Consider the following 21,588-nt stretch of genomic DNA (forward strand, 5'->3'; position numbering starts at 1 on the left):
CGCTACAGCCTCCACGCAAGCCTCCGATCCGGGAGGCGATCCCGGAAGAGCTCCGGAAGGAACCCCGGTACGAGTCCCGGGCGGACCGGTTATCAAACCCGTTGCGGGTATCGGCGTGCAAATCCCGTACTCCGTCCGTACAGCCCCTGTAACGCTTCCGCGACGCTTCCTTCCCGTACGGTCACGGAACGGGCACCGCGCTTGACGTGTCAGTGCCCTCCGGCAGACTTGGCCCGGAATCGGCCGATCGATCACGTACGGCCGTGGCGAAACACGGGGGACGCGGACACATGAGCCAGGACGGCGCACACGGCCGGTACGCGGGGCACGCGCTCGCCGGCGGGCGCTACCAGCTGCGCGATCTGCTAGGCGAGGGCGGCATGGCCTCGGTGCACCTCGCGTACGACTCGGTCCTGGACCGACAGGTCGCGATCAAGACGCTGCACACCGAGCTGGGCCGTGAGCAGGCCTTCCGTGAGCGCTTCCGCCGCGAGGCCCAGGCCGTGGCCAAGCTCACGCACACGAACATCGTCTCGGTCTTCGACACCGGCGAGGACGATGTGGCGGGGACCATGACCCCGTACATCGTCATGGAGTACGTCGAGGGCCAGCCGCTCGGCTCCGTTCTCGACGCGGACGTACGGCAGTTCGGGGCGATGCCCGCCGACAAGGCGCTGAAGATCACCGCGGACGTGCTGGCCGCGCTGGAGATCAGCCACGAGATGGGCCTGGTCCACCGGGACATCAAGCCGGGCAACGTGATGACGACCAAGCGCGGTGTCGTCAAGGTCATGGACTTCGGCATCGCCCGCGCCATGCAGTCGGGCGTCACATCGATGACGCAGACCGGCATGGTCGTCGGAACCCCGCAGTACCTCTCCCCGGAGCAGGCGCTGGGCCGGGCCGTGGACGCCCGCTCCGACCTCTACTCCGTCGGCATCATGCTGTTCCAGCTGGTCACCGGACGGCTGCCGTTCAACGCCGACTCACCGCTTGCGATCGCGTACGCGCATGTCCAGGAGGAGCCGGTCGCTCCCTCCTCGGTCAACAGCGCGCTGCCCCCGGCGGTGGACGCGCTCGTCGCCCGCGCGCTGAAGAAGAACCCGAACGAGCGTTTCCCGAGCGCCGTCGCCATGCGCGACGAGTGCCTGCGCGTGGCCGCCTCCCTCCACCCGGCCGCCCCGAACATCGTCCCGGGCACCCCGGCGCAGAGCGGCACGGGCGTCGCCTCCGCGGTGTTCCCGCCGGTCGACCAGGCGACCCCGGCCCCGCACGGCTCCGTACAGACCCCGTACCAGCCGACACCGCACCCCCAGCACGCGAATCCGTACGGCACCACGCCGCCCCCGGCGTACGCACCTCCGCACACGCCCCCGCAGACACCGGCCCCGGCGTACGGCTATCCGCAGCAGGCCGGGTACCGGACGCCCGGCCCGTACGCACAGCACACGCCCCCGGCCGGGTACTCGCTCTCGACTTCGCCCTCGACCCCACCGCCGTCGGCCCCCTCCGGAGGCGGACGGAAGAGCAACACCCCGGTGATCGTGGGTTCCATCGTCGTCGCCCTCGCCGCCGTCGGCGGGCTGCTCCTGGCCCTGAACCTGGGCGGGGACGACACCGACAACGGCGGCGGGACCGGCACCGGCGGCACCCCGAGTGCCTCGGCCTCGCAGACAGCGGGGTCGGGGTCGGGATCCGGACCGGGGTACAAGGGTCCGGACGCGAGCAAGACGATCGACGCGGCGGAGTGCTCGGAGGCGCGGGAGTCCTACACCGACCCGGACAAGATCCAACTGCCCGACTTCCGCTACAAGAACCTGGCCTCGGTCAAGCTCTGCTTCCAGGACGCCGGCTGGCGGATGAAGGTCACGCGGGTCGCCGAGAACACGTTCGGCAAGGACCAGGTCACGGACCAGTTCCCCTCCGCGGGCGCGGACGTCGATCCGGAGGACATGCCGGTGATCGAGCTGAACGTCTCGACGGGCTACCCGCCGTCCTGAGCGACGGTTGTTCATGGAGCGGGGCCCGGCAGCCGGTCGGTCGGCCACCGGGCCCCACTCCATGAGATCTGGGGCGGACCGGACTAGAGGTACGGCCCGCCCGTACGGCCGCCCGTACGCGGGTCGTCATCTCCCTCGTGGCCGCCGACACCCGGCGGCAGCGCGCGGCGCATCTGCTCCAGCTGGGCCCGCGCGGCCATCTGCTGGGCGAACAGTGCGGTCTGGATCCCGTGGAAGAGGCCCTCCAGCCAGCCCACCAACTGGGCCTGCGCGATCCGCAGTTCGGCGTCGCTGGGAATCGCCTCGTCCGTGAACGGCAGGGACAGGCGCTCCAGCTCGTCGACCAGCTCCGGCGCGAGACCGTCCTCGAGCTCCTTCACCGAGCTGGCGTGGATCCGCTTGAGCCGGACCCGGCTCGCCTCGTCGAGAGGAGCCGCGCGCACCTCCTCCAGCAGCTGCTTGATCATGCTGCCGATCCTCATGACCTTGGCGGGCTGCTCCACCATGTCCGTCACCGGAATCTCTCGGGAGTCGTCGTCACCGCCGCCGCCGAGAGCCATCCCGTCCTGGCCAACGACCAGGATCTGGGGGTTCTCCGGCGACCTTTCGTTCCTCGGCATCTCCATACCGTCATTCTCTCGCACCAGGTAGCGGCTGCGGCCGGTGGGTCCGGCCCGGCTCCCCGTCCGGGATGCCGGACGGACGGGCGCGTGTGAGGCTGGTCCCGTCGAACCCCGGTGACGGGTGACTGCCGCCGGCGACTTCGCAGCGGGAGGAGGCCGCCGACATGACTCCATGGCTCCGCACCCTGCGTACCTGCGGCATCCTGCTGGCCCTGGCGGCCCCCACGCTCGCCGCTTCCCCGCACGGCACGACACCGCCGTACGACGACGACATCGCGTACGTCGCCCGGCCCGCCCCCGACGCCTCCCGGGCCGGAAGCCCCGCGGGTGAGGGGCGGGAGCGTCCCGGGCGGCCGGAGTCCGCGCCGCCCGACGAGGCGGCGCACGAGGAGGCAGCGGCCGCCCCCGTGCCCACCTCCGTGCCGGACGGGCCGCGGGACACCGGCGCCCGGCCCGGCACGGTCCCCGGGCCCGTGCTGCGGATACTGCCGCTCGGCAGCGGCCTGGTCCTGATCGGCAGCGGCCTCGGCCTCGCCCTCCTGGCACTGCGGCTGCGCGTACGGAGGACGTGACCGGCTAGGACTTCCCGGTCCCGCTACGGAACCACCAGCAGCACCTTCCCCACGTGCCCGCTCTCCTCCACGACCCGGTGGGCCGCCGCCACGTCACCCATCGGGAACTCGCGGTCGACGACCGGCCGGACCCGACCGGCGGCGAGCAGCGGCCACACATGCTCGCGTACGGCGGCCACGATCGCCGCCTTCTCGGCGAGCGGGCGGGCACGCAGCGAGGTCGCGCTGATCGCGGCCCGCTTGGTGAGGAGCGCGCCGATGTTCAGTTCGGCCTTGACGCCGCCCTGCATGCCGATGATCGCGAGCCGTCCGTTGACGGCGAGAGCGCGGACGTTGCGGTCCAGGTACTTGGCGCCCATGTTGTCGAGGATGACGTCGGCGCCGACGCCGTCGGTGGCCTGCTTCAGCTCCTCGACGAAGTCCTGCTCGCGGTAGTTGACGAGGATGTCGGCGCCCAGCTCGGCGCACCGGTCGAGCTTCTCCTTCGTCCCGGCCGTCACGGCGACCCTGGCGCCGACAGCCTTGGCCAGCTGGATGGCCATGGTGCCGATGCCGCTGGAGCCGCCGTGCACGAGGAGGGTCTCGCCGGGGCGGAGGTGGGAGATCATGAAGACGTTCGACCAGACCGTGCAGACCACCTCGGGCAGCGCCGCGGCCCGCTTCAGGTCGATGCCCTCGGGCACGGGCAGCAGTTGTCCGACCGGAACGGCGACCTTCTGGGCGTAACCGCCGCCCGCGAGCAGTGCGCACACCTCGTCGCCGACGGACCAGCCGGACACTCCCGGCCCGAGCTCGGCGATCCGGCCGGAACACTCGAGGCCGGGGTACGGGGAGGCGCCGGGCGGCGGGTTGTAGAAGCCCTGTCGTTGCAGGATGTCGGCACGGTTGACGGCGCCGGCCACCACCTCGACCAGCACCTCGCCCTCGCCGGGCACGGGATCGGGGACCTCGGCCCACACCAGCGCCTCGGGCCCTCCGGGTTCGGGAATCGTGATCGCATGCATGAGGGGACGCTACCCCCCGTCGCGGCGAAAACGAGGTGCGGTCCGGGTCCGGCGGAGAGACCGTGGACAGACGTGCGGCCGCGCGAGCGATGAGTTTCCGTCCGGCCGGCGGTCTCCCCTCGCGTAACCCCGTACGCGCAAGGACTCCGGAAGGACCCGAACATGAGCCCACAGGCAGCCAGGGCGGGCAGGGCGGCCGAGGCGCCCGACCTCGCGATCGAGACCGCGGGGCTGGTGAAGACGTTCGGCGAGACCCGGGCCGTCGACGGCGTCGACCTCGCCGTGCCCACCGGCACGGTCTACGGAGTCCTCGGGCCGAACGGCGCCGGCAAGACGACCACCGTGAAGACGCTGGCCACCCTGCTCAGGCCGGACGGCGGCGAGGCGCACGTCTTCGGCCACGACGTGGTGCGCGAGGCCGACACGGTACGCGGCAGGGTGAGCCTCACCGGCCAGTACGCGTCCGTGGACGAGGACCTCACCGGTACCGAGAACCTGGTGCTGCTCGGCCGACTTCTCGGCCACCACAAGCGGACCGCCCGCGAGCGAGCCGCCGAGCTTCTGGAGGCCTTCGGGCTCGGCGAGGCGGCGGGCAAGCAGGTCAAGCACTACTCGGGCGGTATGCGGCGTCGTATCGACATCGCCGCGTCCATCCTCAACACACCCGACCTGCTCTTCCTCGACGAGCCGACGACCGGTCTCGACCCGCGCAGCCGCAACCAGGTGTGGGACATCGTGCGCGCGGTGGTCGCCCAGGGCACGACCGTGCTGCTGACCACGCAGTACCTGGACGAGGCCGACCAGCTGGCGTCCCGGATCGCCGTCATCGACAGGGGCAAGGTGATCGCGGAGGGCACGAAGGGCGAGCTGAAGGCGTCTGTCGGCGCCGGGTCCGTCCATCTGCGGCTGCGTGATCCGGCCCAGCGGCCGGAGGCGGAGGAGGTGCTGCGGCTGGCCCTCGACGCGACCGTGCAGCGCGAGCCCGATCCGGTGGCGCTGACGGCCCGCGTCGGGTCGTCGACCGGCGACAACGCGGCCGAACAGGCGGCCCGCGCGCTCGCCGAACTGGCCCGCCGCGGCATCACCGTCGACAACTTCTCCCTGGGACAGCCCAGCCTGGACGAGGTGTTCCTCGCCCTCACCGGACACGACACACAGACGGACACCCCGGCCGGCTCCGCGGCCGACTCCACCGAAGGCGAGGCGGCGGCATGAGCACCGCGACCACCAGCACCGAGAAGGAACTCGCCCCCGTCAGCGCCGAGTCGCTCGCCGCGCTGCTCATCACCAAGGACCGGCCGCCGCGCCCCAGCGCGCTCTCGGCGTCCCTCACCTTCGGCTGGCGCGCGATCCTCAAGATCAAACACGTCCCCGAGCAGCTCTTCGACGTCACCGCGTTCCCGATCATGATGGTGCTGATGTACACGTACCTGTTCGGGGGAGCGCTGGCCGGCTCCCCGCGCGAGTACATCCAGTTCCTGCTGCCGGGCATCCTGGTGATGTCGGTCGTGATGATCACGATGTACACGGGCGTCTCGGTCAACACGGACATCGAGAAGGGCGTCTTCGACCGTTTCCGTACGCTGCCGATCTGGCGGCCGGCGGTGATGGTCGGCTATCTCCTCGGCGACGCGCTGCGCTACACCATGGCGTCCGTGGTGATGCTGACGGTCGGCATCATCCTGGGCTACCGGCCGGACGGCGGAGTGGTGGGCGTGGCGGCCGGCATCGCCCTCCTCCTGGTCTTCTCCTTCGCCTTCTCGTGGATCTGGACGATGTTCGGGCTGCTGCTGCGCACGGAGAAGTCGGTGATGGGCGTCAGCATGATGGTGATCTTCCCGCTGACCTTCCTGTCGAACGTCTTCGTCGACCCGAGCACCATGCCCGGCTGGCTCCAGGCCTTCGTCAACAACAGCCCGATCACCCATGTGTCGTCGGCGGTACGCGAGTTGATGGCCGGCGAGTGGCCGACCGCAGAGATCGCCTGGTCGCTGGGGTGGGCCGGCCTGCTGGTACTGGTCTTCGGCCCGGTGACGATGCGGCTCTACAACCGCAAGTAGCCGGCCGAGCGATACGGGTTCAGTGGTCGCGGATCGGGCGGGCGTCGGGCGCCACATGCGCGCCCGGCGTCGCCCGCACGATGGTGATGAGCCGGTCGGCCACCTGGAGCTGCCCGATGGACGGATCGTCGTAGCCCAGCACACGATGCCCGCGTACGACGCTCACGACCAGGTCGTCCGTCTCGCGCGGCCCCTTGCCCACCTCGGCCTTTATGACCGGCCGTTCGACGATGTCGAGCCCGCTGCCCTGCTGGATGAGGTCCTCCATGACCATGCCGGCGGCGGGGCTGAGCACCGACAGCCCGAGCAGGCGACCGGCCGCGCTCGCACTGGTGATGACGGCGTCGGCGCCGGACTGCTTGAGCAGCGGCGCGTTCTCCTCCTCGCGCACGGCGACCACGATCTTCGCCGTGCGGTTGAGCTGCCGGGCCGTGAGGGTGACGAGCACGGCGGTGTCGTCGCGCTGGGTGGCGATGATGATCTGCCGTGCCTTCTGCACCTCGGCCCGCAGCAGCACATCGCTGCGCGTGGCGTCGCCGACCACACCGGCATACCCCTCGGCGGTGGCCGCGTCCACGGCCTTGGCGCTGGGGTCGACGACCACGACCTGTTCCTTCTTCAGCCCGGTGACACAGACGGTCTGCACGGCCGACCGCCCCTTGGTCCCGAACCCGATGACAACGGTGTGCTCCCGCAAGGTCGCCCTCCAGCGGTTCTGCCGCCACTCCTCACGTGTGCGTTCCGTGAGGACTTCGAGAGTCGTGCCGACCAGGATGATCAGGAAGAGCACGCGCAGCGGTGTGATGACGAAGATGTTGGTGAACCGGGCGGCGTCGCTGACAGGTGCGATGTCGCCGTATCCGGTGGTGGAGAGGGTGACGGTGGCGTAGTAGAAGGCGTCGAGAAGGCCGACGGAACCGTCAGCGTTGTCGTTGTAGCCGTCGTGGTCGACGTAGACGATGAGAGCGGTCGCGACCAGTACGAACAGAGCCATGGCCACGCGTTTGCCGACCTGTCGGATCGGCCGCTCCACCACGGTCCGGGGAAGTTTCACCCGATAGGTCGCCAGATGCTCGTCCGCCTGGCGGGCGATGGCGTCATGGCCCGGCAGTTTCACGTGAAACATCCTCCATTGCCACCGAGTCGGGCGCTGTTCCGCCCCTTCCCATCCGAATGTTTCACGTGAAACACACCCCGGACTCGGCGGCCGCGGCCCAGGGCAGGTCGAGCAGTTCCAGTTCCTGACCGGCCCGTGCGCCACCCGGGGGGACGACCGCGAGAGCCTCGGCCGCCGCGATGCCACGCAGCATGGCCGGTCCGTTGTAGTGCAGGGGCACGGCCCGGTCGCCGCGCAGCACGACGGGGACGAGCCGGGTGTCGTGCGGGTGCCCGTGCACCTCGTCCTTGAGGGGCAGCGTGTACGGCTCGGGCGCCGCCCGTCCCGCGAGGGTCCGCACCAGGGGCTCGGCGAGAGTGAGCAGACCGGAGACCGCGGCGAGCGGGTTGCCGGGCAGCCCGACGAGATGCTGGTTCTCCTTCAGCCGGGCCAGCAGCATGGGGTGGCCGGGCCGCACCTGAACGCCGTTCACCAGCAGTTCGGCGCCGAGTCGGCGCAGGGTGGGGTGGACGTGGTCGACGGGTCCGGCAGCGGTGCCTCCGGTGGTGACGACGATCTCGGCGGGGGAGTTCTTCAGGGCCGCGTGGAGCGCTTCGGCGTCGTCCCCGAGCCTGCGTACGGCGATGACGTCGGCGCCGAGCGAGCGCAGCCAGGGCGGCAGCATCGGCCCGAGCGCATCCCGGATCAGACCGTCGTGCGGGAGTCCGTCGGTGAGCAACTCGTCGCCCAGGACGAGGACTTCGGCCCGGGGCCTGGGGATCACGGCGAGGGTGTCGTACCCGGCGGCTGCGGCGAGCCCGAGCACGGCCGGGGTCACAAAGGTCCCGGTGGGCAGCAGCTGGTCGCCGGACCGGCACTCCTGGCCGCGGGGCCGGATGTCCTGGCCGTGACTCATTTCGCGGATGGCGTGCAGCCGGCCCTTGTCGTCGGTGCGGCCGTGCTCGCTGCGCAGTACGGCGCTCGTGTCGTACGGGATGCGGGCACCCGTCGCGATCCGTACCGCGTCGCCGTCGGTGAGCGGTTCGGGTTGCGCGTGCCCGGCGAGGACACCGATCTCGCGTACGTCCCAGGGCCCGGGGCCGGCCACCGCCCAGCCGTCCATCGCGGACGTGTCGAAGGAGGGGAGGTCGGTCAGGGCCGCGAGGGGGGCGGCGAGGACCAGACCGAGAGCGGCGTCGAGGGGGACGGAGACGGGGGCCGAGGCGGCACGCGGGACCCGGCGGGCGGCGCGCTCGGCAATCGCGCGGGCCTGCGGCCATGAGGTGGCCCGGGGGCGCTCGGGGGCGGGGGCGGGGTTGGCACCCGGGTCGGTCGCGGGACTCTCGGTGTCGGCGTCCACGTCGTAGACGCCCTCCCCGGTGGGGGCCGGTACCGCGGAGCCCGCAGAAGTCTGCCCGTCACCCTGCCTGCCGCTGCCGTTGCCTTCGTTCACTAGGGCGAGCGCCTCCTCGGCGCCGAGGTCGTCCAGGTCACTGCGGGCGGTCATCCGGCGTCCGGACGGCTGTCGGGGCCCTTGCCCGTACCGTCGGCTGCCGCTGCCTCGTCGGCCCAGCGCAGCGCCAGGGCGACTGCCTTGCGGGTGGCCTCGGCGACCGCTTCCGGGCCTCCCCCGGCCCGGCCCGCCGCGTACCCGACGAGGAAGGTCGTCAGAGGGGCGGCCGGCCTGGCCACTCCGTGCGCGGCGTCGCGGGCGAGGTCCAGCAGGAGGTCGGTGTCGACGTCCAGGTCGATGCCCAGTTCGTCCTTGGCTGCGGAAATCCATTCGTCCAACACGTGCCCATGCTCCCTGATGCGTGCTCTGGCGGCGGCGATGTCGTCCCAGGTGTCGCAGTCGAAGGACGCGACCGGGTCGGACACACGGGTGAGTTCGAGCGCGGCGGTCAGCCGGCGCAGCGGCAGGCCGGTGAGGCCGCCGTGTTCGAGGGTGAGCGCGCCCAGCTCCCGGCGCAGCGCGGACGCCCGGTACGCGGCCACGAGCGGTTGGTCCCGGCCGCCGGTGTCGGTGAGCAGCGCGCCCTCGGCGCCGCTCGTCCGCAGGGCGTCGAGGAGCCGCCCTACCGTCGCCGGTCCAAGGAACGGAAGATCGGCGGAGAGTACGACGACGTGCTCGGCCCCGGTGTGTCGCAGGCCGGCGTCGAGCGCGGCGACGGGTCCGCCGCCCGGCGGGTCCTCGTGTGCCCAGGTGACGGGCCGTGCGGTGGGCCGGGGGCCGGCCACGACCACGGTGGTGTCGGCGTCGGCGCAGGCTGCGAGCACCCGGTCGAGCAGGGGGCGCCCGCCCACCCGTACGCCGGGCTTGTCGGCGCCGCCGAGCCGCCGGGCGGCCCCGCCGGCGAGCACGACGGCGTCGTAGCCGTCGGCGCCGGGGGTCCCTGAGGGCTGGGGCTCGTAGGCGGTCACCCTCCGAGTATGCGGGCCCCCGCTGATCACAGGGAACGGGCGCGCGCCACCCTGATCACAGCGTGCGCAGCAGCACCGCCGGCTGTTCGACGCAGTCCGCCACATAGCGCAGGAAACCGCCCGCCGTACCGCCGTCGCACACCCGGTGGTCGAAGGTGAACGACAGCTGGACGACCTGGCGCACCGCCAGTTCGCCGTCGTGCACCCATGGCTTGGGGACGATCCGGCCGACGCCGAGCATGGCCGCCTCGGGGTGGTTGAGGATCGGTGTGGAGCCGTCGACGCCGAACACGCCGTAGTTGTTCAACGTGAAGGTGCCGCCGGTGAGTTCGGCGGGGGTGAGGGTGCCGGTGCGGGCCGCCTCGGTCAGCCGCGCGATCTCCGCGCTCAGTGACTCGGCGTTCCTCGTGTGCGCGTCACGTACGACGGGGACGACGAGCCCTCGTTCGGTCTGCGCCGCGAAGCCGAGGTGGACCCGGTCGAGCCGGACGATCTCCCTGGCCTCCAGGTCGACCGTGGAGTTCAGCTCGGGGTACCGGGCGAGGGCGGCGGCGCAGATACGGGCGAGCAGGGCGAGGAGGGAGATCTTCGGACTCCCGGCGCCGTTCATGAGCGCGCGTGTGCGCATCAGTTCCGTCGCGTCGGCGTCCACCCAGCAGGTCGCGTCCGGGATCTCGCGCCGGCTGCGGGAGAGCTTGTCGGCGACGGCACCGCGGATCCCCTTGAGGGGGACGCGCACGCCCTCAGCCGGGATGGCGGTGGGGTGCGCGGCAGGCTCCTGAGCCGCGGTCGGGGCCGAGGGCCCGGGTCGCCTGGCATCGGCGCGCAGAGCCTGCTCGACGTCGGCGCGCAGGATCAGTCCGTTGGGCCCGGATCCCGCCAACTCCCGCAGATCCAGGCCGTTCTCGCGGGCGAGCCTGCGAACGAGCGGCGAGATGACCGGAACGGGACCGTCGCCCCGGGCGGGGGCCTGTACACCCGTGTCGTCGAGGGCCACCGGAGCGGCGGGCGCCGCCTGGTCCCGTCGTACCCTCCGTCGCCGGGCGGGTGCCTCGGACGTGCCGTATCCCACGAGCACGTTGCCGGAGCCCTCGGCCGCGTCACCGGCGGGGTCGGGGTGGGCCGGTGACCCGACGGCCACCGTCACCAGGGGTGACCCGACGGGGAGTTCGGTGCCCTCCTCGCCGAAGCGGGCGGTGACGACACCGCCGTACGGACACGGCACGTCGACCATCGCCTTGGCCGTCTCGACCTCGACGACCGGCTGGTCGACGGCGACGACCTCGCCGACCTCGACCAGCCAGCGCACGATCAGTGCCTCGGTGAGTCCCTCACCGAGGTCGGGAAGCCTGAACTCCAGTACCTGTGCCATCAGCGTTGCGCCTCCCACTGCAGCCGTCCCACGGCGTCCAGCACACGGTCGACACCGGGCAGGTGGTGCCGCTCCAGCATCGGCGGCGGGTACGGGATGTCGAACCCGGCGACGCGCAGGACCGGCGCCTCCAGGTGGTGGAAGCAGCGCTCCGTGACACGGGCCGCGATCTCCCCGCCGGGGCCGCCGAAACCGCCCGACTCGTGCACGACGAGGGCCCGCCCGGTCCGCCGTACCGAGGCACACACCGTCTCGTCGTCGAACGGGACCAGGGAACGCAGGTCGACGACCTCCAGGTCCCAGCCCTCCGCTTCCGCCGCCTGTGCCGCCTCCAGACAGACGGGCAGCGAGGGCCCGTACGTGATGAGCGTGGCGCTGCGACCCGGGCGCCGCACCACCGCGCGTCCGATCGGTTCAACGGCCGACGGCTCGTCCGGGTTCCAGGAGTCCTTCGACCAGTACAGCCGCTTGGGCTCCAGGAAGACCACCGGGTCGTCGGAGGCGATGGCGGCCCGCAGCAGGCCGTACGCGTCGGCGACCGTGGCGGGCGTGACGACATGGAGTCCCGGCGTCGCCATGTAGTACGCCTCGGAGGAGTCGCTGTGGTGTTCGACGCCGCCGATGCCGCCGCCGTAGGGCACGCGGACGGTGATCGGCAGGGGCATGGCCCCGCGCGTGCGGTTGCGCATCCGGGAGACGTGCGAGATCAGCTGCTCGAACGCGGGATAGGCGAACGCGTCGAACTGCATCTCCACGACCGGGCGCAGGCCGTACATGGCCATGCCGACGGCCGCCCCGAGGATGCCCGCCTCGGCCAGCGGGGTGTCCGTGCAGCGGTCCTCGCCGAACTCCCTGGCGAGCCCGTCGGTGACCCGGAAGACCCCGCCGAGGGTGCCGACGTCCTCACCCATGACGTGCACGGTGGGATCGGCGGCCATGGCGTCGCGCATCGCGCGCGTGAGGGCCTGCGCCATGGTGGCGGGCTTGAGGGCGACGGTGGTCATCAGTGCGTCCCCTCCGCCTCGGCTGCCAGCTCGGCCCGCAACTGGGCCCGCTGCTCGCGCAGTTGGGGGGTGGGCTCGGCGTACACCTGGGCGAACAGGTCCATGGGGTCGAGCGCAGGGTCCTGGTTCATGCGGGCACGCAGGTCGGCGGCGAGCGTCTCGGCGTCGTCGCGCGCGGCCCTGATGCCGTCCTCATCGAGCAGCCCGCGCGCGGTGAGCTCCTTTTCCAGGAGGTCGATCGGGTCGTGCTCGCGCCAGGCGGTGACCTCGGAGTCCGCCCGGTAGCGCTTGTCGTCGTCGGCGTTGGTGTGCGCCTCCACGCGGTAGGTCACCGCCTCGACGAGCGTGGGACCGCCTCCCGCGCGCGCGTGGCGTACGGCCTCGCTCAGCACGTCGTACATGGCGACCGCGTCGTTGCCGTCGACCAGGCGGCCCGGCATCCCGTAGCCGACGGCCTTGTGGGCCAGCGACGGGGCGGCGGTCTGCTTGGCGAGCGGCACGGAGATCGCGAAGCCGTTGTTCTGGACCAGGAAGACGACCGGCGCCTGCCACACGGCGGCGAAGTTCAGCGCCTCGTGGAAGTCGCCCTCGCTGGTGCCGCCGTCGCCGACCATGGCCAGCGCGACCACGTCGTCGCCCTTGAGACGGGCGGCGTGCGCGAGCCCCACGGCGTGCGGCAGCTGTGTCGCGAGCGGGGTGCACAGGGGCGCCACCCGGTGCTCACGCGGGTTGTACCCGGTGTGCCAGTCGCCGCGCAGCAGCGTCAGCGCCTGTACGGGGTCCACTCCCCGGGCGACCACGGCGAGCGTGTCCCGGTAGCTGGGGAAGAGCCAGTCGCGGTCCTCCAGGACCAGCGCGGCGGCCACCTCACAGGCCTCCTGGCCGACGCTGGAGGGGTACACGGCGAGCCGGCCCTGCTTGGTGAGCGCGGTGGCCTGCGCGTTGTACCTGCGCCCGCGCACCAACTGCGCGTACAGCCGGCGCAGCAGCCCGGGATCCGCCTGCGCCGCCGCCTCGGTGCCGAGGACGCGGTACGGAGCCGCGTCGGGCAGCAGCGGCGCAGGGTCGGTACGGGGCTGCCAGGCGGGCGGCGGTGTGGGCCGGTATGCGCCCCGCTGCTCCATGACCGTCATGACGGCACCTCCTCGTGGGAGACGGCTCCGGGCGGGCCACGGGTGTGACTCGCCTCACCTACCGATTGTTCGGTCGTCGGCACATTTTGGCTACAGGCACCGTCAGGCTGTGGACAAACGGTTCTCCACAGCCTGAGATGGACGCAGTACGTCCATGGTAGGGAGGCGGGGGGACATGGCACCTGAACAAATGGCCGAACGGTCGGAAGGTGGCGGCCCCCTGCCGCCCCCTCGTCCGCTGGACGCCATTGATCAGGCCATCCTGGAGATGCTCCAGGCGGACGGCCGCGCCTCGATCCGTTCCGTGGCCGAACGCGTGCACGTTTCCCGGGCCAACGCCTACGCGCGCATCAACCGCCTCATCGAGGACGGCGTGATCCGCGGCTTCGGCGCCCGCGTGGACCACGAACGCGCCGGACAGGGCACGTCTGCGTACATCACCCTGAAGATCGTCCAGAACTCCTGGCGCACGGTCCGCGAGCAGCTGAGACAGCTCCCCGGCGCCGACCACATCGCCCTGGTGGGCGGCGACTTCGACGTGCTCCTGCTGGTCCACACCCCCGACAACAAGGCGCTGCGCGAGCTGGTCCTGATGCGCCTCCAAGCGATCCCGGAGGTGCTCAGCACGCGCACACTGCTGGTGTTCGAGGAGGAGGACCTGGGACCGGAGGCCTGAGCCACCCCCGAAATCCCCCGTCACCTTTTTTCTGGCTCCCCATTGGGGCCTGCGGCCTTCGGGTCCGCGAGGAGAACGACTCGATCGGCCTCGACGTCGAAGCCGAGCACCGGATGGCCGTAATCACCCTCCGGATCCATCAGCACCGGCTTGCCCAGCCGCCGCCCGATCTCCCGAAGGAAGCCGCAGAACACATCAAGTCGCTCCTGACCCTGCAACTCCCGCAGGTCGACGTCGAAGTCAACTGCATCGTGGGCAAGGAAGCGGAAGATCGCCAACACATCGGCAGACGGCCAGACCCGCAGGCCCGGGCACTCGGCATCCGCCGGACGGGACAGCACGGCCTCCGCCCGGGGCACCGGAAACACCGTCTCTCCCTCGGAGTACCGGCACTTCCAGCCCTTCTCCGCGACAAGATCGAGGAGCGCCTGCCAGTCCTCCACCGAGGTATCCGAGACACGCACGTCCGGCAGCGCCCCCATCAAGTCCGGGTCGAAGAGGCAGCGCACGTCATCCCACAGCAGATCAGCCACCCCGCCATGCTGCCCGGCACCAGAGCAAACGCACCCCCGTTTCCCTTGACCAAAGCCAAAGGGGGCACCTCCCGGAATCCCCCCGGATCACCCCCGCACCACTCCTCCCGAGCGGCTCACCCCGGGTTGCGCAGCCCCCCGAAGACCAGCCGCACCACCGCGTCGGACACCTCGCGCTCGCCCATGCCACGCCCGTCGGGCCGGTACCACTCCACGACGGAGTTGATCATCCCGAAGACGAGCCGCGTCGCGAGCCGCACCTCCACGTCACCGCGGATGTCCCCCTCGGCGGCGGCTGCCTTGAGCAGCTCGGCCACCCGGTGGTCGAAGTCCCGGCGCCGCTCCAGGGCCCGGCGCTCGGTGTCGGTGTTGCCGCGCATCCGCAGCAGCAGCGTCACGTACGGCAGTTCGGCGATGAGCACCTCGACCATGCGCCGTACGACGTACTCCAGGCGCCCGGCGGCGGGCCCCACGCGCGCGTGCTCCTCGTCGAGGATCCCGAAGAGCCCGTCCAGCGCCCGGCTGACGGCAAGGCGCAGCAGCTCCTCCTTGCCGGTGACGTGGTGGTAGATCGACGACTTGGAGATGCCGGCCGCCCTGGAGAGGTGCTCCATGGAGGTGCCGTCGTAGCCGCGCTCGTTGAACACCTGGACGGCGACCTGGAGCAGCGTCGTCGGGGTGTACGTGTCGCGCTTGGCGGTGGTCATGGGGTGCCCTCCCGCTTGTCGGTGGCGTACGCGTGGCGGTAGAGCGCGAGGGACGGCGCGTACCGTCCGCTCGGGTCGCGCTGGTGCAGTTCGTCGAGGATCTCGTGCGCCCAGCTCCGGCCGAGCCTGCGGCTCCATTCGAAGGGCCCGAGCGGGTAGTTGACGCCGAGGCGCATCGCCGTGTCGACGTCCTCCTCGGTGGCGACGCCCTTGGCGACGGCGTCGTGCGCGAGGTCGACGATCCGGGCCACCGTACGGGCGACGATCATGCCGGGGGTGTCCCCGAGGACGCTGACGTCCTTGCCGAGCGCCTGGAAGAGGCCGATGGCCTCGGAGAGGGTCTGGGGCTGGGTGTCCTGGGAGGCGGACAGGGCGATGCGGGTGGCCCGCCGGTAGTCGAGGGCGAGGTCGAAGTAGACGACGTCACGGAACTCGACGCTGGTCTGTCCGTCGGCGAGGACCAGCTGACCGCCGCTGGGCAGCACCAGCCGGGTGCCGTGGTCCTCCTCGTCCTCACGGACGGGAACGCCCGCCTCACGGATCAGCGCGAGAAGGTCGGCCGCGGGGCCCAGGTCTCCCTCGGCGACGACGTACGCGGGCGCCTGGGCCTTCTCCGCGGTGTGCGGTTCGGCGCGCTCGGCGTCGTCCCCGTACTCGTACCAGCCCTGCCCGGTCTTGCGGCCGAGGCGGCCCGACTCGACGAGCCGCCGCTGGGCGAGCGAGGGTGTGAACCGCACGTCCTGGAAGAAGGCCTGCCACACGGAGTGGGTGACTGCCTCGTTGACGTCCTGCCCGATCAGGTCGGTCAGTTCGAACGCGCCCATCCTGAACCCGCCGCACTCGCGCAGCACCGCGTCGATGGTGGCGGGGTCGGCGGACTGGGCCTCGTACGCCGCGAAGGCCTCCGCGTAGAAGGGCCTGGCGAGGCGGTTGACGATGAAACCGGGGGTGTCGGCGCAAGCCACCGGGGTCTTCCCCCAGGCGCGGGCCATCTCGTACGCGCGCGTGGCCGACGTGACGTCGGTGGCGAACCCGGAGACGACCTCCACAAGGGGCAGCAGCGGCGCCGGGTTGAAGAAGTGCAGCCCCACGAACCGCCCGGGATTGCGCAGGACTCCCCCGATGGCGGTGACGGACAGGGAGGAGGTGTTGGTGGCGAGCAGACAGTCGTCGTCGACCACGTCCTCCAGGTCGCGCAGCAGCTTCTGCTTCACGTCGAGCTGTTCGAGGACCGCCTCGACGACGAGGGAGCAGTCGGCGAGTTCGGCGAGGCTACCGGCGGCGTGCAGCCGACCTCGCGCGGCGTCCCGGTCGGCCGCCGTCAGCCGGTCCTTCTCGACGAGCCGGTCGAGACGCTCGCCGATCGCGTCGGCGGCGTCCTGGGCCCGCCCTGGCGCGGCATCGAACAGCCGTACGTCATGACCGGCGACCAGCGCGACCTGGGCGATGCCCTGGCCCATGGTGCCGGTACCGACGACGGCCACGGGGCTGCTGAGGTCCAGTGCTGTCATGTGCGCGATCCTCCCGCACGACGTTGTCCACAGATGCGGCGGACCCCCTTGTCCCGACCGATCGTTCGGTTACTCTAACTCTGTCGTGCCTTTTCTGCCCAGGTCATGTACCGGTTCATGTCCCAGGTCATGTACCGGTTCATGTACCGGTTCATGCACCAGTCCGTGTCCCAGGTCATGAGCTCAACGAAGTGCTCTTGAGACGAGGAGTTGGTCCCCCTGATGGCCGCCGAACTCACCGCGCACCAGCTGATCACCCAGCACCGGCCCACCCTCGACCAGGCGCTGGAAGCGATCCGCACACGCGCGTACTGGTCCCCGCATCCCGAACACCCCAAGGCGTACGGGGAGGACGGCAGCCTGGACCTGGCCGCGGGCAGGGCCGCCTTCGACGCCGTCCTGAACACCCGCCTCGACCTCGGCCAGCCCGGCACGGACGACTGGGTGGGCGGCGAGGTGTCCCCGTACGGCGTCGAGCTGGGCGTCACCTACCCGCACGCGGACGTCGAGGTGCTGCTGCCCGCCATGAAGGCCGGCCTGCGCGCCTGGCGCGACGCGGGCGCGGAGGCCCGCGCGATGGTCTGTCTGGAGATCCTCAAGCGGATCAGCGGCCGGACGCACGAGTTCGCGCACGCGGTCATGCACACCAGCGGCCAGGCCTTCATGATGGCGTTCCAGGCGGGCGGCCCGCACGCGCAGGACCGCGGCCTGGAGGCGGTGGCCTACGCGTACGCGGAGCAGGTCCGCACCCCCGGCACCGCGGAGTGGAGCAAGCCCCAGGGCAAGCGCGACCCACTGGCCCTCACGAAGGAGTTCACGCCGGTCCCGCGCGGCATCGCCCTCCTCATCGGCTGCAACACCTTCCCCACGTGGAACGGCTACCCGGGCCTGTTCGCGTCCCTGGCCACGGGCAACGCGGTCCTCGTGAAGCCCCACCCGCGCGCGGTGCTGCCGCTCGCGCTGACGGTCGGCATCGCGCGCGAGGTCCTGACGGAGGCCGGCTTCGACCCGAACCTGGTGGCGCTGGCGGCCGAGCGCCCCGGCGAGGGCATCGCGAAGACCCTGGCGACCCGCCCGGAGATCCGGATCATCGACTACACGGGCTCGACGTCGTTCGGCGACTGGCTGGAGGCCAACGCCCGCCAGGCGCAGGTCTACACGGAGAAGGCCGGCGTCAACACGGTGATCGTGGAGTCGACCGACAACTACAAGGGCATGCTGTCGAACCTCGCGTTCGCCCTCTCCCTGTACAGCGGCCAGATGTGCACCACCCCGCAGAACCTCCTCGTCCCCCGCGACGGCATCCGTACGGAGGAGGGCCACAAGTCGTACGACGAGGTCGTCACCGGCCTCGCCGCAGCCGTCGACGGTCTCCTGGGCGACGACGCGCGTGCGAACGGGCTGCTGGGCGCGATCGTCAACCCCGATGTGAAGGCACGGCTGGAGGCGGCTGCCGGGCTCGGCGAGGTCGCCCTGGCCTCACGGGAGATCGTGAACCCCGACTTCCCCGAAGCGGTGGTCCGTACGCCCGTCGTAGTGAAGCTCGACGGCGCGCGGAAGTACTGGGACGGAGCGGACTCCGAGGCCGCCTACATGAGCGAGTGCTTCGGCCCGGTCTCCTTCGCCGTCGCGGTCGACTCGGCGGCGGACGCGGTGGAACTGCTGCGGCGGACCATCCGGGACAAGGGCGCGATGACGGTCGGCGCGTACACGACCGACCCGGAGGTCGAACAGGCCGTCCAGGAGGCCTGCCTGGAGGAGTGCGCCCAGCTGTCGCTGAATCTGACCGGCGGGGTGTACGTCAACCAGACGGCCGCCTTCTCCGACTTCCACGGCTCGGGCGGCAACCCGGCGGCGAACGCGGCACTGTGCGACGGCGCGTTCGTGGCGAACCGCTTCCGGGTGGTGGAAGTGCGCCGCCAGGCCTAGGTACAGCCGGGCTTGGTACAGCCGGACCTAGAAGGCCCGTCCCCCGGTGAAGCTCCAGTGGTACAGCGTCATGGCCACGCTGGTCGCGAGGTTGTAGCTGGAGACCTGGGGACGCATCGGGAGGGACACCAGATGGTCGGCACGCGCGCGTAGTTCGGGCGACAGCCCGCTGCGCTCGGAGCCGAAGGCGAGTACGGCGTCGTCCGGGAGCTTCAGCCCCCGGATGTCGTCGCCCTCCGGATCGAGCGCGAACACCGGCCCCGAAGGCAGCTCGGCCACCGCGAGGCGCTCCACGGCGGTCGCGAAATGCAGCCCCGCCCCACCGCGTACGACGGTGGGGTGCCAGGGGTCGAGCGTCCCGGTCATGACGACGCCGGTCGCCCCGAAACCGGCCGCGAGCCGGATCACCGCCCCGGCGTTGCCGAGGTTGCGCGGGTTGTCGAGGACGACGACGGGCGCGGTCCGGGGTGTACGCGCGAGCGCCTCCAGGTTGGCCGCGCGGGAGGGCCGTACGGCCAGGGCGGCCACTCCGGTGGGGTGCGGACGCGGCACGAGGGACGTGTACGCCGGCTCCGGTACCTCGGCCAGGAGGGCGTCCAGGGTGTCCCGTACGTCAGGAGCCAGCTCGTCGGCGAGTTCCAGGGTCGCCCGTCGGTCGGTCGTCACGGCGACCGGGATCCGCGCGCCGAAGCGGACGGCGTGCTTGAGGGCGTGGAAGCCGTCGAGCAGGACGCAGGCGCCTGCGAGGCGGTGCCAGTCGGTCACCGCGTCGATCGCCGGCCCTGTCGCTGCGTCCGTCATGCCGTGAAGCCTACGTGCGGCGGCTCCGCCGTCTCGTCCACCGCGCTCTCGTCGGCCGCCTCGGAGGTTTCCCGGTCCGGCGCGGCACGTCCGTTGCCCGGCAGGCGGGCCAGCAGGCGCACGCGCGCGCGTGCCGCCCCGTCACCGAGGCGGCGCAGGAAGGACGTCGGCAGGAACACGGCGTCCGCGGCGATCATCGCGAGGGAGAAGAAGGGCAGTCCGAGGACGACGGCGATCACGGCGTGCTCGGTCATCATCACGGCCAGCAGGATGTTCTTGACCCGCCGGTTGAAGAGCGTGAAGGGGAAGGCGACCTGCACGGCCACCGTCCCGTACGTCACCAGCATCACCATCGTGCCGCTCGACGACATCAGGTCGGAGAGCGCGGGCCACGGGGAGAAGTAGTCGAGGTGGAGCGGGTAGTAGACGGCGGTGCCGTCCTGCCAGCGCGAGCCCTGGATCTTGTACCAGCCGGCCGTCGCGTAGATCAGACAGGCCTCGGCCATGATCACGAAGAGGGCCGCGTTGTGCACGAGGTTGCCGACGATGTCCAGGAGCGTCCGCGCCTCGCCGCCCTGCCCACGGCGCGCCACGACCCACCACACGCCCTGGGCCAGCCACATGCCCCAGAGGATCACCGGGACCAGCAGGTCGCCGTCGAGCTTGCCGGCCGCGATACCGCCCAGGAGAAACACCCCGAGGACGCCCCAGAGCACGGGCCCCACGCGGTCGGGGACGGGGTCGTCGCCGAGGGCCACGCGCGCGCGTGCCCTGCGGGCGCGCCGGGCGTCCAGGGACCACACCTGGCCGCAGCGCGTGAACACCAGGTAGAGGGACATCAGGTGCAGGACGTTGTCGCCGCCGTCACCCACGAAGATGCTGCGGTTCTGGAGCGACAGCACACCGACCATGAAGAGCACGGACAGGGTGCGCGTCCGCCAGCCCAGCAGGAGAAGGAGACTGGCGAGCACCGCGAGCCCATAGACGAGCTCGAACCAGAACTGGCTGCCGGACCACATCAGGACCGTGAAGGCGCCGTTGTCCGCGATGAGCTGCCGGGCGAGATCCCAGCTCCAGGGGCCGTCGGGGCCGTACAGCTCCTGCCGGTGCGGGAACTCGCGCAGCAGGAACAGCAGCCAGGTCACCGAGAAGCCGATCCGCACGACGGCGGTCTGGTAGGGGCCGAGGGCGCTCTCGGTGACGCGGCCGATGCCGCGCGAGACCGACCGGGAGAGCGAACGGAAGGCCGCGGGGAAGAGACGGGTCATGAGCCGTCCCCCTTCGTCGCGCCGGCCGAACCCGCCGCCTCGGCCGCCTCGCCGTCGGGGACGAACCACCAGGGCATCACGCGGTACGTGGGCGTCTCGGGCACCTGCTCCTGGCTCCACTCGGGCGGTCGGACGTTCGTGCTGCGGGAGCGGACCTGAACGCGATCGATCGTGCCGCCGGGTCCGGCCGCGTTCTCGCGTTCGAGTCGCAGGACGACGATGCGGCGCAGGTACTGCTCGGCGAGGGCACCGCGCAGCCCCGAGGGACGGTTCTGGGCGTCGTGCGAGCCGAGCAGGAAGTCCCAGGCCCGGCGCAGCTCGTTCTGCTGGGTGTGGCTCGGCACCGGATTGCCGTCGATGGCCTTGCCGTCCTGCGCGGAGAGGTCGTACCAGCCGGTCGTCCGCGCGCCGCCGTCCGCGGTACGGACATCGGCGCGGACCTCGACGGCGACGTTCTGCTGGAGTGGGTTGGGGGCGAAGAGCTTCCAGTTCTGTTCGAACTCCGGGTAGATCCAGTCGTCGATCGTCCGGGAGTGCTCCTTGGTCACCGTGTTCGAGGGCGCCACGTGCAGAAAGACCATGCCGAGGTGAAAACACACGGCGACGCCGACGATCGCGACGGCGAGGGCGGCGCCCATCTGGTACGGAAGGGAGAGGGCGGCCAGTGCCGGGCGGGGTGCTTCCCCGGGTTCGGGGGAGCCCTCGGCCTCGCCGGGCCCGCCGGGCCCGCGCCCGGCGTCCGGACCTGCCTCGTACGCGTCCATTCCGCCCCGTCTCCCGATACCCGGTCCCACCGCGCCTACGGCATGTGCACGGGCACGGTACTCAAGGTCACCCGCACAGCACAGCCCCCTTCGTACATCTGCACGACCGCCGAG

General features: G+C 71.5%; 20 protein-coding genes. 6 read left to right on the forward strand and 14 right to left on the reverse strand.

Annotated elements, in window-relative coordinates; genetic code table 11:
• Positions 1-290: 290 nt before the first annotated feature.
• Positions 291-2,000 (forward strand): Stk1 family PASTA domain-containing Ser/Thr kinase, encoded by a 1,710-nt coding sequence (locus OHN74_RS21290; protein ID WP_327696152.1) that lies wholly within the window; start codon positions 291-293, stop codon positions 1,998-2,000.
• Positions 2,001-2,083: 83 nt separating this feature from the next.
• Here OHN74_RS21290 and OHN74_RS21295 read toward each other — a convergent pair whose 3' ends face one another.
• Positions 2,084-2,626, reverse strand: coding sequence for a bacterial proteasome activator family protein (locus OHN74_RS21295; protein WP_327696154.1), 543 nt, complete (start codon positions 2,624-2,626; stop codon positions 2,084-2,086).
• 161 nt (positions 2,627-2,787) lie between these two features.
• Here OHN74_RS21295 and OHN74_RS21300 point away from each other — a divergent pair, with 161 nt between their 5' ends.
• A complete protein-coding gene (locus tag OHN74_RS21300) occupies positions 2,788-3,195 on the forward strand; it encodes a hypothetical protein (RefSeq protein WP_327696155.1) in 408 nt (135 codons plus the stop codon).
• Between the two features lie 23 nt (positions 3,196-3,218).
• On the opposite strand, the gene OHN74_RS21305 is transcribed toward OHN74_RS21300, so the two are convergent.
• Entirely contained in the window at positions 3,219-4,199 is a 981-nt protein-coding gene (locus OHN74_RS21305; protein ID WP_327696156.1) for an NAD(P)H-quinone oxidoreductase, read from the reverse strand.
• A gap of 162 nt (positions 4,200-4,361) precedes the next feature.
• Between OHN74_RS21305 and OHN74_RS21310 the strand changes: the two genes are divergently transcribed.
• Together OHN74_RS21310 and OHN74_RS21315 are read left to right on the forward strand one after the other, a co-directional pair.
• Positions 4,362-5,414 (forward strand): ATP-binding cassette domain-containing protein, encoded by a 1,053-nt coding sequence (locus OHN74_RS21310; RefSeq protein WP_327696157.1) that lies wholly within the window; start codon positions 4,362-4,364, stop codon positions 5,412-5,414.
• On the forward strand, positions 5,411-6,259 hold the full coding sequence (locus OHN74_RS21315) for an ABC transporter permease (protein ID WP_327696158.1): 849 nt from the start codon (positions 5,411-5,413) through the stop codon (positions 6,257-6,259). The genes OHN74_RS21310 and OHN74_RS21315 overlap by 4 nt, the downstream gene beginning before the upstream one ends.
• 19 nt (positions 6,260-6,278) lie before the next feature.
• Here OHN74_RS21315 and OHN74_RS21320 read toward each other — a convergent pair whose 3' ends face one another.
• From OHN74_RS21320 to pdhA, 6 genes are read right to left on the reverse strand one after another with little or no spacing between them, the layout of a single operon-like run.
• Complete coding sequence (locus tag OHN74_RS21320) at positions 6,279-7,385, reverse strand: potassium channel family protein (protein WP_327696159.1); 1,107 nt, start codon at positions 7,383-7,385, stop codon at positions 6,279-6,281.
• Between the two features lie 52 nt (positions 7,386-7,437).
• Positions 7,438-8,862 (reverse strand): molybdopterin molybdotransferase MoeA, encoded by a 1,425-nt coding sequence (locus tag OHN74_RS21325; protein ID WP_327696160.1) that lies wholly within the window; start codon positions 8,860-8,862, stop codon positions 7,438-7,440.
• Entirely contained in the window at positions 8,859-9,776 is a 918-nt protein-coding gene (locus tag OHN74_RS21330; RefSeq protein ID WP_327696161.1) for an NTP transferase domain-containing protein, read from the reverse strand. The genes OHN74_RS21325 and OHN74_RS21330 overlap by 4 nt, the downstream gene beginning before the upstream one ends.
• 55 nt (positions 9,777-9,831) lie before the next feature.
• The gene (locus tag OHN74_RS21335) at positions 9,832-11,148 is read right to left on the reverse strand and encodes a dihydrolipoamide acetyltransferase family protein (RefSeq protein ID WP_327696162.1); all 1,317 of its coding nucleotides are present in this window, start codon (positions 11,146-11,148) and stop codon (positions 9,832-9,834) included.
• The gene (locus OHN74_RS21340; RefSeq protein ID WP_327696163.1) at positions 11,148-12,152 is read right to left on the reverse strand and encodes an alpha-ketoacid dehydrogenase subunit beta; all 1,005 of its coding nucleotides are present in this window, start codon (positions 12,150-12,152) and stop codon (positions 11,148-11,150) included. The genes OHN74_RS21335 and OHN74_RS21340 overlap by 1 nt, the downstream gene beginning before the upstream one ends.
• On the reverse strand, positions 12,152-13,285 hold the full coding sequence (gene pdhA / locus OHN74_RS21345) for a pyruvate dehydrogenase (acetyl-transferring) E1 component subunit alpha (RefSeq protein ID WP_327696164.1): 1,134 nt from the start codon (positions 13,283-13,285) through the stop codon (positions 12,152-12,154). The genes OHN74_RS21340 and pdhA overlap by 1 nt, the downstream gene beginning before the upstream one ends.
• 175 nt (positions 13,286-13,460) lie before the next feature.
• Between pdhA and OHN74_RS21350 the strand changes: the two genes are divergently transcribed.
• The gene (locus OHN74_RS21350) at positions 13,461-13,961 is read left to right on the forward strand and encodes an Lrp/AsnC family transcriptional regulator (RefSeq protein WP_371661211.1); all 501 of its coding nucleotides are present in this window, start codon (positions 13,461-13,463) and stop codon (positions 13,959-13,961) included.
• Positions 13,962-13,981: 20 nt separating this feature from the next.
• Here the strand turns inward: OHN74_RS21350 and OHN74_RS21355 are convergent, their stop codons facing one another.
• From OHN74_RS21355 to OHN74_RS21365, 3 genes are all read right to left on the reverse strand, one after another.
• Positions 13,982-14,494 carry a hypothetical protein gene (locus tag OHN74_RS21355; RefSeq protein ID WP_327696165.1) on the reverse strand — a complete coding sequence of 171 codons (513 nt, stop codon included), beginning with the start codon at positions 14,492-14,494 and terminating at the stop codon, positions 13,982-13,984.
• Between the two features lie 116 nt (positions 14,495-14,610).
• A complete protein-coding gene (locus OHN74_RS21360; protein WP_327696166.1) occupies positions 14,611-15,201 on the reverse strand; it encodes a TetR/AcrR family transcriptional regulator in 591 nt (196 codons plus the stop codon).
• Positions 15,198-16,712 (reverse strand): 3-hydroxyacyl-CoA dehydrogenase, encoded by a 1,515-nt coding sequence (locus OHN74_RS21365; protein ID WP_327696167.1) that lies wholly within the window; start codon positions 16,710-16,712, stop codon positions 15,198-15,200. Before OHN74_RS21365 ends, OHN74_RS21360 begins: the two co-directional genes overlap by 4 nt.
• Positions 16,713-16,934: 222 nt before the next feature.
• On the opposite strand from OHN74_RS21365, the gene paaN reads away from it, so the two are divergent.
• Positions 16,935-18,641 (forward strand): phenylacetic acid degradation protein PaaN, encoded by a 1,707-nt coding sequence (gene paaN, locus OHN74_RS21370; protein WP_327696168.1) that lies wholly within the window; start codon positions 16,935-16,937, stop codon positions 18,639-18,641.
• Between the two features lie 27 nt (positions 18,642-18,668).
• Here paaN and OHN74_RS21375 read toward each other — a convergent pair whose 3' ends face one another.
• The 3 genes from OHN74_RS21375 to OHN74_RS21385 are packed head-to-tail and all read right to left on the reverse strand — an operon-like array spanning position 18,669 to position 21,474.
• Complete coding sequence (locus tag OHN74_RS21375; RefSeq protein ID WP_327696169.1) at positions 18,669-19,442, reverse strand: TrmH family RNA methyltransferase; 774 nt, start codon at positions 19,440-19,442, stop codon at positions 18,669-18,671.
• Positions 19,439-20,710 (reverse strand): HTTM domain-containing protein, encoded by a 1,272-nt coding sequence (locus OHN74_RS21380; RefSeq protein WP_327696171.1) that lies wholly within the window; start codon positions 20,708-20,710, stop codon positions 19,439-19,441. Before OHN74_RS21380 ends, OHN74_RS21375 begins: the two co-directional genes overlap by 4 nt.
• Positions 20,707-21,474 (reverse strand): DUF5819 family protein, encoded by a 768-nt coding sequence (locus OHN74_RS21385; RefSeq protein ID WP_327696172.1) that lies wholly within the window; start codon positions 21,472-21,474, stop codon positions 20,707-20,709. Before OHN74_RS21385 ends, OHN74_RS21380 begins: the two co-directional genes overlap by 4 nt.
• Positions 21,475-21,588 lie beyond the last annotated feature (114 nt).

It is taken from the genome of Streptomyces sp. NBC_00459, from assembly GCF_036013955.1.
Taxonomy (GTDB): Bacteria; Actinomycetota; Actinomycetes; order Streptomycetales; family Streptomycetaceae; genus Streptomyces.

Excerpts from the sequence above, each read along its gene's own strand:
- OHN74_RS21360 (WP_327696166.1), bottom strand. The coding sequence starts at position 15,201 with ATGACCACCGCCAAGCGCGACACGTACACCCCGACGACGCTGCTCCAG.
- OHN74_RS21325 (WP_327696160.1), bottom strand. The coding sequence starts at position 8,862 with ATGACCGCCCGCAGTGACCTGGACGACCTCGGCGCCGAGGAGGCGCTC.
- OHN74_RS21315 (WP_327696158.1), top strand. The coding sequence starts at position 5,411 with ATGAGCACCGCGACCACCAGCACCGAGAAGGAACTCGCCCCCGTCAGC.
- OHN74_RS21365 (WP_327696167.1), bottom strand. The coding sequence starts at position 16,712 with ATGACAGCACTGGACCTCAGCAGCCCCGTGGCCGTCGTCGGTACCGGC.
- OHN74_RS21385 (WP_327696172.1), bottom strand. The coding sequence starts at position 21,474 with ATGGACGCGTACGAGGCAGGTCCGGACGCCGGGCGCGGGCCCGGCGGG.
- OHN74_RS21335 (WP_327696162.1), bottom strand. The coding sequence starts at position 11,148 with ATGGCACAGGTACTGGAGTTCAGGCTTCCCGACCTCGGTGAGGGACTC.
- OHN74_RS21300 (WP_327696155.1), top strand. The coding sequence starts at position 2,788 with ATGACTCCATGGCTCCGCACCCTGCGTACCTGCGGCATCCTGCTGGCC.
- OHN74_RS21305 (WP_327696156.1), bottom strand. The coding sequence starts at position 4,199 with ATGCATGCGATCACGATTCCCGAACCCGGAGGGCCCGAGGCGCTGGTG.
- pdhA (WP_327696164.1), bottom strand. The coding sequence starts at position 13,285 with ATGACGGTCATGGAGCAGCGGGGCGCATACCGGCCCACACCGCCGCCC.
- OHN74_RS21350 (WP_371661211.1), top strand. The coding sequence starts at position 13,461 with ATGGCACCTGAACAAATGGCCGAACGGTCGGAAGGTGGCGGCCCCCTG.
- OHN74_RS21295 (WP_327696154.1), bottom strand. The coding sequence starts at position 2,626 with ATGGAGATGCCGAGGAACGAAAGGTCGCCGGAGAACCCCCAGATCCTG.
- OHN74_RS21380 (WP_327696171.1), bottom strand. The coding sequence starts at position 20,710 with ATGACCCGTCTCTTCCCCGCGGCCTTCCGTTCGCTCTCCCGGTCGGTC.
- paaN (WP_327696168.1), top strand. The coding sequence starts at position 16,935 with ATGGCCGCCGAACTCACCGCGCACCAGCTGATCACCCAGCACCGGCCC.
- OHN74_RS21290 (WP_327696152.1), top strand. The coding sequence starts at position 291 with ATGAGCCAGGACGGCGCACACGGCCGGTACGCGGGGCACGCGCTCGCC.
- OHN74_RS21340 (WP_327696163.1), bottom strand. The coding sequence starts at position 12,152 with ATGACCACCGTCGCCCTCAAGCCCGCCACCATGGCGCAGGCCCTCACG.
- OHN74_RS21320 (WP_327696159.1), bottom strand. The coding sequence starts at position 7,385 with ATGTTTCACGTGAAACTGCCGGGCCATGACGCCATCGCCCGCCAGGCG.
- OHN74_RS21375 (WP_327696169.1), bottom strand. The coding sequence starts at position 19,442 with ATGACGGACGCAGCGACAGGGCCGGCGATCGACGCGGTGACCGACTGG.
- OHN74_RS21310 (WP_327696157.1), top strand. The coding sequence starts at position 4,362 with ATGAGCCCACAGGCAGCCAGGGCGGGCAGGGCGGCCGAGGCGCCCGAC.